Source organism: Vibrio sp. B4-6 (assembly GCF_963888245.1).
GTDB classification, from domain to species: domain Bacteria; phylum Pseudomonadota; class Gammaproteobacteria; order Enterobacterales; family Vibrionaceae; genus Vibrio; species Vibrio anguillarum.
This window is the reverse complement of the sequence record NZ_CAWPIM010000068.1, coordinates 82,067-93,597: the sequence shown is the minus strand read 5'-3', so window position 1 is coordinate 93,597 and position 11,531 is coordinate 82,067. Positions and strand designations below refer to the sequence as shown.

Below are 11,531 nucleotides of genomic sequence, written 5' to 3'. Positions count from 1 at the left end.
TTGTTTTTATATTTTGTTTTATGACTTATTAGATCTTGATCACTTACTTGGTCAAAGTTTGCCGTAGCTCATATTTTTTTAGATAAAAATTAAGTTCTCATTGATGTTTTCTGTTGCGAAGTTAGTCTAGTGAACATGGATACACGATGTGTATGCAGGAAAAGAGAAAATCAGAAAATTAATGACTAATTTAGGTTTTCAACATAGGAAATGATTTCTCCCTTCGGCGGCCAACTTAAGGGGGAAATAAAAAACAGCTATATCTATTTTTAGGAGTTTTTCCATGGACAAAATGTTTAAACGTACTCTTTTAGGCGCTGCAGTTGCTATGGCGTCAACTGGTGCATTCGCAGCGTCTGAAACAGGTGCAATTGGTGTGCTGTCTGATTTTAACGTGCAAGCGTACGGCGTTGCTGCTATTTCTGCTTTTTATCAAGAAGATAGTAATGGTTACGATTATGAAAATGAATCACGCATAGGTTTCCGTGCTAGCAAAGATATGTTTGATAATGTGAACGTATTTATGCAAATTGAATCAGGTTATGTTGGCGAAGATGGTAAAGGTAACACTTTAGGTGCCCGTGATACTTTCCTTGGTTTGCAAGGAGATTGGGGTAAAATTCGTTTTGGTCGCATGCTTACCCCTCTATATGAAATCGTTGACTGGCCATACTCTAACCCAGGTTTAGGTCGTGTATTCGATTGGGGTGGCGATGTTGCAGGCCATTATGATCGTAAAGGTGATATTGCTCGCTACGACTCACCAGCCTTCGGTGGTCTAACATTTAACATTTCTGCTGGTCGTGGTGATGTAGGCACTAAGGGTTCAAATCACTTTGGTGCAGCTGTTCACTATAATGCAGCTGATATCGTAACTTTCCATGTCGGTTACGAAAATAACTCAAAATACCAATTAACTTTAACAGAAGACAAAAAAGATGATATTAAAGCTGCTGCTGACGCAACAGCGTATATCGTAGGTTTTGAACTTCCACTGCCAGCAGGCTTCGGCTTAGCTGGGGCTTATAAGTATACGGAAGGTGTTTCTAAACACTATAGCAATGCTGGTAAAGAAGGTGAGCAAGGTCAATACTCTCTGATCGGCCAATACTGGAATGGTCCATGGGGCTTCAAAGTAGGCTATGCAGCTAACCTTGATTCTGAAGTGAACGGTGTAGATCAAAATGATGATGATGAAGTATTGTCTGCACAGCTGATGTACGTGAAAAATGGTTTCGTGCCATACATTCGTGTTGGTCAGCACGATGCATACAACTCTGATGATAAGAAAGGATTTGTACGTGTAGGCTTGGAATACGGCTTCTAATTTGACAAACCTCGCCTTTCTTTAATAAAACGCCGGCCTTGTGCCGGTGTTTTTACTCCATAAACAAGGACATAAATGATGAATTTATTTAAAACGACCATATTATTTTCAACCATCACAATGGCCGTTGGATGCAGTAATTTAGACAGTTCTAGTGTGTTCAATGATGTGGCGAAGAATGTCAAAGAAAGGCACAACTATGTTCAAGTTGTAGCAAAAGACATTACACCAGGAGCTAAGGCAATTTTAGGACCTGATATTGTAAAATCTGAGCTAAGCTATGTCGGTAATTTCCCTAAATCTGAAGGGGTAAATATTGAATATTCATATGTTGATATGAATGTCACTTATTTTAAAAATTATGACCAATTTGACACAGTTACTTACTCATCACAGAAGTTTCAAGTAGAAACATATCGTCCATTGGCTGAGACTTGTACCGAGCATTGTACTACGACGCAATGGTTTAAGTTTCCATTATCTCAAGAATATATTCATCAGCTGAGCTCGGATTCGGTTGTGTTTACGCTGACTTCATCAACAGGCAAAAGCCAAGTAGAATTTTCGGTGCCTAAAGCCTACTTCTTAGCCGTGATTGACGAGGCGAATTTCACCTTAGGCAGTTCAACTATACCTTCCAGTATCACTCACTCGGTGCAAGAGCAAGCGACTAAACCTATTGAAATGGTTCAATATTGGTTTGCTGAAGCTGATGTTAACGATCGGAAAATATTTGAAAACTGGGCATTTAGCAATCGAGATAACATTAGCCAACCTCTGACGGCAGAAAATAAGCCATTAGATATGCTAGGGTACTGGTATGAGAAAGCGAATAAAGCTGAGAAGTCTCAGATTCTGAGCTGGTTACTAAATCAATAATCAAGCTTGCGATTTATCGTTATAAAAGGCATGGTTAAACCATGCCTTTTAAGTATTACACTTACTATGAATATTAGCCAAGTTTCTCAGTTAACAGCACTTACCGCTAAGTCCATTCGTCTTTATGAAGAGAAGGGGCTGATATCGGCGCCCCTTCGTTCAGTGAATGGTTACCGTCATTATCAACAAGCGCATATTGATGATCTTTTACTTATTGCGCGATGCAAGCGCGTTGGTTTTAGTTTAGAGGAATGTAAATCCTTACTCGCCCTTGCCAACGATCCGTCCCGGACTAGTTTTGCAGTCAAAGAGAAAGCGCAAGAGAAGTTGAAACAAGTATCACAGAAGCTGGCAGAGCTTTCATTGATTAAGTTGCAACTAGAAGAGTGGATTACCGAATGTCCAGGCGACGGTGGTAGTGAATGCCCAATCATAGATAATTTGAAGGGGCAGTGTTGCCATAACGACTTGAACAAGTCAGTGTGAAAATGAGCTCATTAGCTAATGAGCTGTCGAGGCATACACTACAATTTGGCTGCCCATAAATGAAAAAACCAAAAGCAATTCATCACTTTTGGTTTTTATGTACTTTCTTACTGATGTTTACTCAATGAGGCTGGCTCTCTTTAGGCTCAACAATCAACACAATTCCTTCGACATCTACGACTTTAACCACAACATCAGCTTCTAGGTTTTGCTGGCATTTTGCTGTCCACGTCGTATCGCCGAGCTGCAATCGAAAAGTTGCCCCTTCTTGAACGCTCTCTTTAAGACGAGCTGTTTGTCCGATCAGCTGTTTCTGTTTCTGGTTCAGATCACGAGTCTCGTCACCATCGTGGTCTGATTTAAATTGTTTACGCCACCATAACCAAGTCGTGACGAGTGATAAACTTGCAAAAGCCATCCATTGCAGTTGCCAACTGATGGGGAGCATCGCAAAGATAAGGCCAACGATGAGTGCGGAAATACCTAACCAAAGAAAATACCCAGCAGTTCCAAGCAGTTCCAATGCAACAAGCACTAAGCCTAATGCGAGCCAGTGCCAATAATTCATTTGTTGTATTAGCTCTATCACGTTAGGCCTACTTATCTTGTGAGGATTTCAGGTTGAACATTTCAGCAATGCCAGCAACCGAACCCATCAACCCAGTTGCTTCTAATGGCAGCATGATGATTTTGCTGTTCTCTGCTTGACCAATGGCTTTAAGTGCTTCGGTATATCCTTGAGCGATAAAGTAGTTAACCGCTTGCATGTCACCTTGCGCAATCGCATTCGAAACCATCTCTGTCGCTTTAGCTTCCGCTTCGGCAGCGCGTTCACGTGCTTCTGCTTGAAGAATAGCCGCCTGCTTTTCACCTTCAGCTTTAAGTATTTCAGACTGTTTTTGGCCTTCGGCGCGTAAAATTTGTGCTTGACGTACGCCTTCGGCTTCTAACACTTCAGCACGTTTATTTCTCTCCGCTTTCATTTGCGCATTCATCGCTGCGGTTAAATCCGCTGGTGGTTGTACATCTTTAATTTCGATACGAGTGACTTTTACACCCCAAGGGTTAGTCGCCTGATCGACTATCGATAACAATTTAGTGTTGATCATGTCACGCTGGCTGAGCATTTCATCCAGTTCCATCGAGCCCAGTACGGTACGCATATTGGTTAGAGTTAAGTTGCGAATGGCGTGTTGTAGTTCGCTAACTTCATAGGCGGCTTTCGCAGCATCAATCACTTGCACGAAGCAAACCGCGTCGATAACAACATTGGCGTTATCTTTGGATATCACTTCTTGTGCTGGGATATCAAGCACCTGTTCCATCATATTAATTTTTTGTCCGACGCGATCAATGAACGGAATAATGATATTTAAACCGGGGCGTAGGGTGTGTGTGTAACGTCCAAAACGCTCTACTGTCCAATTGCTCCCTTGTGAAACGGTTTTCACAGCAGAAAAGATAAATGAAATAACGACGAATACAAATATGCCAACGGCGACGAGTGAATCAATAGCCATAACGGTTCCTTTTTAGTATTAAATAATCCTAATGTTGATGTTCCTTTCTCTATTGAAACGGCCGCTGTGTTAGCTAAGTTCGTTCACCCCAATCATAGAGCTTATTGTGCTCATGGGGATGAACTCACTTGCCGACTGCCGGTATCTCCAAGTCATTTGGATATAGGAGCGATTCTCATCAACGTTTGAGCTTTGCTATTGATCATTCTCTATCAGTTATCGATATGGAACAAATGAAATAATGAGATTTGATACTGGTTTTTTAAACAATCAAAGCAGAACGTTTCCAGTTTAATTGCTTGATATTATTAATATAATAGTGAATACAGCTTTCTGCGATAGAGATTTGCCACACTATTTCCTTGTCCAAGAGCACTTAAGATGTCCATAAACACTTTTTTGAGCCCGCCATCGAGGCAATTGAGGTCGCTTTGTAAAAATGACCATAACAGCTCGAGAGCTTCTTCATTACGGTTAACTTGATGATATTGAAGCGCTAACTCACTTGCTATGTGAGCGTTGTTTGGCTCAGCGGAAAAAATCTCTTCTAATGATTGAATCTCTGGGCTGTCAGCGGCTTGCTTATGCAGCTCCAGTTTGGCGATTAAGCCTTTGTAGTAACCATCTTGATACTCTAGTGGGATGTGTTCCAGTTCTGTTTCTGCCGCTTCATACTGCTGAGTTTCCAGAAACACATCAGCGAGGGCCAGTTTGACCTCTGCTTTTGCTTTCATATCGTCAGGTAGACTTAGTAGCAAAGGTAGTGCTTGCGAATGTTGTGTTTGCTCTATCAGTGTTAAGGCTTGCTGTAGCGCAACTTCATCGTGGCTTGGCAAATGTTTGCTTAACATTGCATTCACTGTTTCTATGGTCTGAGCACCGGCTAAACCGTCGACCGCTTGACCATTAATAAACAGAGCGATTGTTGGCAGGGTTTGAACACCAAATTGTGCTGCCACTTGCTGTTCTTGTTGGCAGTTAAGAAGAGCCAATGTGAATGCGCCACTGTGCTGTTGCGCTACGCTTTGTAATTCAGGAATGAGTTGTACGCTCTCTTGATTTATGGGTGCCCAAAAATAAAAGAGAATAGGAGTCTCAACTGAGCGTTCGAACACCTCTCGAAAGTTGTGCTGATTGACCTCAACGATGTAAGGTGATTGCATGATATTTTCCTTGCGATAATCAAGTTTATAGTCTTAGAAATAGGGGTGAAAATTGGAATATCAAGGGCAAATGAAAAACGCTACCGTTAAAGTAGCGTTTTTTATCTCTCAAAGAGAGGGCAAGCAAAGGTGTCTATAATATTAAAAATAGTGTCAGCGCAACACCGACACTGAGCCAATTTAATTGGTGTAATGTCATATTCGTCGTACCACATGTAACGCTTTATATTGGATTAATGGGGATATCCAGAGTTGGATCATGTCACATGAATGTTACGAATTAATGACAATTAAGTTGGTTGTACTACTTTATGCAACCGTCGGTTTATCCACTGATAAGTATCGCTTTTGTCATTATCGTATACCTTGCTATGCACAAAAAATATAGGCCAGTTTTGGTTAAGCACGATGTTGTAATATATTTTTCAACGCAGGTTCTAGGTGTGAAAACTGGAAGTGAAATCCTAGCTCGGTTAGCTTTTTAGGTTTTGCTCTAATACTGTCAAACAGTAAAACAGCCGCTTCACCCATTGCAAGGTTTAGAACCCATTTGGGAGTGAATAGTATATGTGGTCGACGTAATGTTTTCGCTAATAGTTGGCTAAAATGCTTATTAGGTACGGGATGTGGAGCACAGAGGTTAAAAGCACCTTGTGCATGTGGCGTGTCTAATAAATAGGCTATCGCTCGTGCCATATCTAATAAGTGGATCCATGGCATATACTGCTCACCCTTACCAAGAGGGCCGCCCAAGCCTAAACGGTAAGGTGGCAGCATTTTCTTTAAAGCACCACCATCGCTAGCGAGCACGATCCCCGTACGCAATAGGCACACTCGAGTTTTTTCTGATTGCGCTTGGAGTGCGATGCGCTCCCATTTTTCGCAAACGTGATGAGGAAAACTTTGTTGGTGCACATGTAATGTTTCATCAAACGGATGAGACTGTTGGTCACCATAATAGCCGACGGCCGAGCCACTGATGAAAACGGAGGGTGGTTCAGTACTGGCATGGATGAGTTCAACTAACCGCTCTGTTATTTCCCATCGACTAGCGCAAATGATCGCTTTTTGCTGTTTGCTCCAACGTTTGTCGGCGATCGGTTCTCCTGCAAGATTGATAATGGCGTCAAATTGATTCGCGTCTTTTAAACTCGCTAGGGAGGTCAGGTAGGTGATACTACCTTTGTCTACATGGGCGAGCTGCTGCTTAGCTCGCTCTATATCGCGCGTGAGGAGGTAGATATTGTGCGTGAAAATCTGTTTCATCAGCTCTTTACCGATAAAGCCAGTCCCTCCCGTTAATAGTATTTTCATGTTTCTACCTCATTGGTCTGTGCGATATCACCTAAATGGTGGTGATGAGAACGATAGCCATGTTGGTTAAGTGGCGATGCTTGTTTGCCATCTAACCTAATATAGGAAACTTATTTAGCATACGTGAATTGTTTGTGGTGATAAATGACAATGTTTATCCATAACTAAAGATGACGAAGTGTGCTGAAATTCGTACAATCTGTAGCTCCAAAATACGGAGATAAAAGTATGAAGTTGTTTTTTGCTTCGGATTTACACGGTTCACTGCCTGCTACTGAAAAAGTGCTCAGTCTATTTGAACAGTCAGGTGCAGACACTTTAGTACTGCTAGGAGACCTTTTAAATCATGGTCCGCGTAATCCTATACCTGATGGGTATAATCCGACCGCAGTGGCGGAGTGCTTGAATCGATGGGCGCCGCATATTGTGGCGGTCAGAGGCAATTGTGATAGCGAAGTCGACCAAATGCTGCTCGACTTTCCGATGATGATGGATTTTTGTTGGGTAGTTTTGGAGTCAGGAACTCGTTTTTTCTTAACGCATGGCCATCAATATAATGCTCAAAATAGGCCACCATTAAAAAAAGGTGATGTTTTGATCCATGGCCACTCGCACATCCCTATGGCGCAAGGTCAAGATGATGTCATTATTGTCAACCCGGGGTCCGCGACCTTTCCACGTAATGAATTTCCCCCAAGCTACGCTATTTATACGGATGGATTATTTCAAGTCATGGGGCTAGAGGGACAACAACTGGCGCAATATCGTTTAGCGACTAGCTCTTAAACCGGTCGCTATCTGATTTACCTGTTGTCTGAATGACCCAGATCTCGCTCTGGGTCAATGATATCTCTGACTCGTTGCTTAAGAACCTTTGCTTCAGGGAAACCACCATCATGTTTACGTTCCCAAATACGTTGCCCATTGCACATGATTTCAAATCGTCCCCCTGTATCAGGGTAGAGACGCACAGATTCAATTTCTTCACTAAAAGTATGCAGTAACTCTTGGCTTAGCCAAGTGGCTCGAAGCATCCAATTACACTGGCGGCAATAGTAGATCTCAATATTGGCTTTTTCCATGGTGTACCTTTTGTGAAGAAGTAAGGGCCATTCGCAACAAAGGACCTTTTCGATCCTTCATTGAAGTTACAGATTACTCGATGGCTAATTGATAAACAGCACTGTCGAACCATGGCTTAGGCTGGTGAGCAATAATGTTTTTTCATTGACGACATCAATACGTCGACTTTGTTGAGCATCCATCTTGAAAAATTGAGTAATCAGTTCTAGTTGCTCAGGGGTAAAGTCCTTACTTTGACTAGAACTAATGTTTTTAAATTCGCTAGGCGATATCAATAAGTAGCTATCACTGATATCCCAGGTGCCGGTTTCTGAGATATTAATGAAACTTTCACTTTCACCACCCACGGCGAATAACTTCACATTTGACATTCTAATATAAGTACCGTTAGGTAAATATTTCACATTCGAATTGACATCAACCCGACGGATTGGCCCAACAGAATCATTCTGTTGACTGCGTTTTACCACAGTGACCATTTTAGATTGCCATTCTTGCGCCGTTAGGATTTGTTCTATTTTTAAATCACTGCCCCAGTATAACCAACTACTGAATAGTGCAGAGATAGCTAAGATGAGGGTTGCCACTTTTGGATTCATATTTATGCCCTTATTTACACACGTTGGCCAAATCATCTTGGTTAGCTAAAATTCGTAAAGTGACATTTTCACCCGAGAACTCAGAACTATGGATGTAATTCAATACGAGCTGATTATTTTGACCACCAGTCGCAATCACCTGCTTAGGTGCCAGTTCTCCAGTATGTGATTCATTGTATTTTTTTACGCATTTTTCAATAGAAGGTAACCATTTGTTTAGGTCTGGATGATTGATGGGCGTATTCACAACTATGTTGTTATAAACCGCAATCTGTTTAAATTTTGATTGTGCAGGGCTAGTCAATAGGAGAGCCAGAATAGGTAAGAAAAGAGCCACAACCAACATCAATTTGCTTTGCAGTGTTAACTTTTCTTTCCCTATTTTTACTTTCGCGAGTGGATCTGTCGTCACGGTTTGGGATGTTGTCTCTTCGGGTTGCGAAGTGGTGTCCGCGTCAATGTCTTGGATAGACTCACTGGCCAGTAACGGTTCCTCTTCAGGCTCGTTGGTGGTGTTTTTTTGTGAGTAGGGGGTTGCTCGAGTCACCGAGGCGATCATTTGATAACCTCGTTTTGGCACGGTTTTAACGAATTCTGGTGATTTAGTTTGATCTTTCAACATCTTACGAAGTGTTGAAATCGCTTGAGTTAAGCTTGAGTCATCAACTTCAAAACCTTGTTCACGCCACACAAACTCATGCAGTTCATGGCGTGTAATGACTTCATTTGGGCGTTCACAAAGTAGAAGTAGAATTCGACTTTCGTTACTACCAAGGCGAACAGCCTCTTGTTCGTTTTCTTGTTCAAGCAAAGAGTTACTATTGGGATCAAACGTGAATCGGTTAGCAAGGATGAATTTTGTGCCTATGTTACTCATGATAATCTTCTTATTGTTGGCATGTTTAACCGTCCATCAACCTAGCCTGCTTGGGGAAGCAATTGATGAAACATTATGCTAGTTTTTATTTTCTTTGATAAAAATTACGGCAAGCATAATCAAAATAAATGAAAAAAACAGTGTTTTTATGATTATTGACCTTGAATTTACAATTGCCAGCCTCATCTTACTAGCAAATCATCCTTGGTTGCACACTCTGTGTGTGAATGAAAATAACTCAGATGTTATGGAGCTAGTATGAGCGAAACGGCTACTACCAATAAAGAAACTCGTGGTTTTCAATCTGAAGTCAAACAGTTACTTCATCTTATGATTCACTCTCTTTATTCCAATAAAGAGATCTTCCTCCGCGAATTAATTTCAAATGCCTCTGATGCTGCGGATAAACTTCGTTTTCAAGCGTTGTCTAATGCCGATTTATATCAAGGTGATGCCAACTTAGGCGTTAAATTATCGTTTGATACCCAAGCGAATACGCTGACCATTTCAGATAACGGTATTGGTATGAGCCGCGAAGATGTCATTGAACATCTCGGTACGATTGCAAAATCCGGCACAGCGGAGTTTTTCTCTAAACTATCCCAAGATCAATCTAAAGACTCTCAGCTTATCGGTCAGTTTGGGGTGGGTTTTTACTCGGCCTTCATCGTCGCTGATGCGGTCACTGTAAGAACTCGCGCTGCGGGTTTACCCGCTAACGAAGCTGTTCAATGGTATTCACAAGGTGAAGGTGAATATACAGTCGAAAGCATTAATAAAGAGTCTCGTGGAACCGATATCATTTTGCACATGCGAGAGGAAGGCAAAGAGTTCCTTTCTGAATGGAGTCTGCGTGATGTGATTTCTAAATATTCAGACCACATTGGAATTCCAGTTTCTATCCAAACCAAGGTTCGTGATGACGAAGGTAATGAGACTGAAGAGACCCAGTGGGAACAAATCAACAAAGCACAGGCGTTGTGGACGCGTTCTAAGTCAGAAATCAGTGATGAAGAGTATCAAGAGTTCTATAAGCACGTTTCCCATGATTATGCTGACCCACTGGTGTGGAGCCATAACCGTGTAGAAGGTAAAAACGATTATACCAGCCTACTTTATATACCAGCGAAAGCACCTTGGGATATGATGAATCGTGATCATAAATCAGGCTTGAAACTTTATGTTCAGCGTGTATTTATCATGGATGATGCTGCGCAATTTATGCCGTCCTACTTGCGCTTTGTACGTGGCTTAATCGACTCAAACGATTTACCGCTTAATGTTTCACGCGAGATTTTACAAGATAACAAGGTGACTCAATCATTGCGTAATGCTTGTACCAAGCGTGTATTGACCATGCTTGAACGTATGGCGAGCAATGATGCTGATAAATATCAAACCTTCTGGAAAGAGTTTGGTTTGGTACTCAAAGAGGGGCCTGCAGAAGATTTTGCTAATAAAGAGAAGATCGCCAGCCTATTGCGCTTCGCCTCGACCGAGGTTGACTCAGCAGAGCAAACGGTTAGTTTAGCGGCTTATGTTGAACGGATGAAAGAGGGGCAGGATAAAATCTACTACCTCACCGCCGATAGCTATGCAGCGGCCAAAAATAGCCCACACCTAGAGCAGTTTAAAGCCAAAGGTATCGAAGTTATTTTAATGTTTGATCGCATTGATGAGTGGTTGATGAACTACCTCACTGAGTTTGATGGAAAAATGTTCCAATCCATCACCAAAGCAGGGCTAGATCTGAGCCAGTTCGAAGATGAAGCGGAAAAAGAGAAGCATAAAGAGACTGAAGAAGAGTTTAAATCGGTGGTTGAACGTACGAAGCAGTACCTTGGCGATCGTGTCAAAGAGGTTCGAACTACTTTTAAACTGGCAAGTACTCCAGCGGTTGTTGTGACCGACGATTATGAGATGGGTACGCAGATGGCAAAATTGCTTGCTGCGGCTGGTCAACCGGTACCAGAGGTGAAGTATATTTTGGAACTTAACCCTGAACATGCGTTAGTGAAACGGATGGCCGATGAAGCGGATGAGCAAGTATTTGGTCGCTGGGTTGAAGTTTTACTAGGTCAAGCGACGCTTGCTGAGCGTGGTTCGATGGAAGATCCGTCACAATTCTTAACCGCAATTAATCAGCTTTTGACTAAGGTTGAATAGCTAACTGGCTAACAAAAAGCTCGCAACTGCGAGCTTTTTGCTTTGAATAGCGATTCTCTGCTGAGAACGAGCGATATTTTAGGCAAACTTGCAGCGAACATCCGGCCAAGATTATAT

General features: G+C 42.0%; 12 protein-coding genes. 5 read left to right on the top strand and 7 right to left on the bottom strand.

Features of this window, described 5'->3' with window-relative positions:
- Window positions 1–283 precede the first annotated feature (283 nt).
- From chiP to cueR, 3 genes are all read left to right on the top strand, one after another.
- Window positions 284–1,327 (top strand): chitoporin, encoded by a 1,044-nt coding sequence (gene chiP / locus AACV20_RS16595; protein WP_017045465.1) that lies wholly within the window; start codon window positions 284–286, stop codon window positions 1,325–1,327.
- Window positions 1,328–1,402: 75 nt separating this feature from the next.
- Window positions 1,403–2,206 (top strand): hypothetical protein, encoded by an 804-nt coding sequence (locus tag AACV20_RS16590; RefSeq protein ID WP_026028476.1) that lies wholly within the window; start codon window positions 1,403–1,405, stop codon window positions 2,204–2,206.
- A 66-nt stretch (window positions 2,207–2,272) separates the two neighbouring features.
- On the top strand, window positions 2,273–2,692 hold the full coding sequence (gene cueR / locus AACV20_RS16585; RefSeq protein WP_170907657.1) for a Cu(I)-responsive transcriptional regulator: 420 nt from the start codon (window positions 2,273–2,275) through the stop codon (window positions 2,690–2,692).
- Between the two features lie 121 nt (window positions 2,693–2,813).
- Here the strand turns inward: cueR and AACV20_RS16580 are convergent, their stop codons facing one another.
- The 4 genes from AACV20_RS16580 to AACV20_RS16565 all read right to left on the bottom strand — a co-directional run bounded on the left by AACV20_RS16580 (window position 2,814) and on the right by AACV20_RS16565 (window position 6,689).
- Window positions 2,814–3,281: an NfeD family protein gene (locus AACV20_RS16580; protein ID WP_013857315.1), complete on the bottom strand. Its 468-nt coding sequence runs from the start codon at window positions 3,279–3,281 to the stop codon at window positions 2,814–2,816.
- Between the two features lie 7 nt (window positions 3,282–3,288).
- A complete protein-coding gene (locus AACV20_RS16575; RefSeq protein ID WP_013857314.1) occupies window positions 3,289–4,212 on the bottom strand; it encodes an SPFH domain-containing protein in 924 nt (307 codons plus the stop codon).
- 308 nt (window positions 4,213–4,520) lie between these two features.
- Complete coding sequence (locus tag AACV20_RS16570; protein ID WP_170907656.1) at window positions 4,521–5,375, bottom strand: thioredoxin family protein; 855 nt, start codon at window positions 5,373–5,375, stop codon at window positions 4,521–4,523.
- Between the two features lie 399 nt (window positions 5,376–5,774).
- The gene (locus AACV20_RS16565) at window positions 5,775–6,689 is read right to left on the bottom strand and encodes a TIGR01777 family oxidoreductase (protein ID WP_013857312.1); all 915 of its coding nucleotides are present in this window, start codon (window positions 6,687–6,689) and stop codon (window positions 5,775–5,777) included.
- Window positions 6,690–6,917: 228 nt separating this feature from the next.
- Between AACV20_RS16565 and yfcE the strand changes: the two genes are divergently transcribed.
- The gene (yfcE, locus tag AACV20_RS16560; protein ID WP_026028124.1) at window positions 6,918–7,475 is read left to right on the top strand and encodes a phosphodiesterase; all 558 of its coding nucleotides are present in this window, start codon (window positions 6,918–6,920) and stop codon (window positions 7,473–7,475) included.
- A gap of 17 nt (window positions 7,476–7,492) precedes the next feature.
- Here yfcE and AACV20_RS16555 read toward each other — a convergent pair whose 3' ends face one another.
- From AACV20_RS16555 to AACV20_RS16545, 3 genes are all read right to left on the bottom strand, one after another.
- Window positions 7,493–7,771 (bottom strand): SelT/SelW/SelH family protein, encoded by a 279-nt coding sequence (locus tag AACV20_RS16555; protein WP_017045494.1) that lies wholly within the window; start codon window positions 7,769–7,771, stop codon window positions 7,493–7,495.
- A gap of 84 nt (window positions 7,772–7,855) precedes the next feature.
- Window positions 7,856–8,371 carry a regulatory protein ToxS gene (locus AACV20_RS16550; RefSeq protein WP_026027495.1) on the bottom strand — a complete coding sequence of 172 codons (516 nt, stop codon included), beginning with the start codon at window positions 8,369–8,371 and terminating at the stop codon, window positions 7,856–7,858.
- 10 nt (window positions 8,372–8,381) lie between these two features.
- Window positions 8,382–9,248: a winged helix-turn-helix domain-containing protein gene (locus AACV20_RS16545; protein ID WP_017045495.1), complete on the bottom strand. Its 867-nt coding sequence runs from the start codon at window positions 9,246–9,248 to the stop codon at window positions 8,382–8,384.
- 258 nt (window positions 9,249–9,506) lie between these two features.
- Between AACV20_RS16545 and htpG the strand changes: the two genes are divergently transcribed.
- Window positions 9,507–11,414, top strand: coding sequence for a molecular chaperone HtpG (htpG, locus tag AACV20_RS16540; RefSeq protein WP_170907655.1), 1,908 nt, complete (start codon window positions 9,507–9,509; stop codon window positions 11,412–11,414).
- Window positions 11,415–11,531 lie beyond the last annotated feature (117 nt).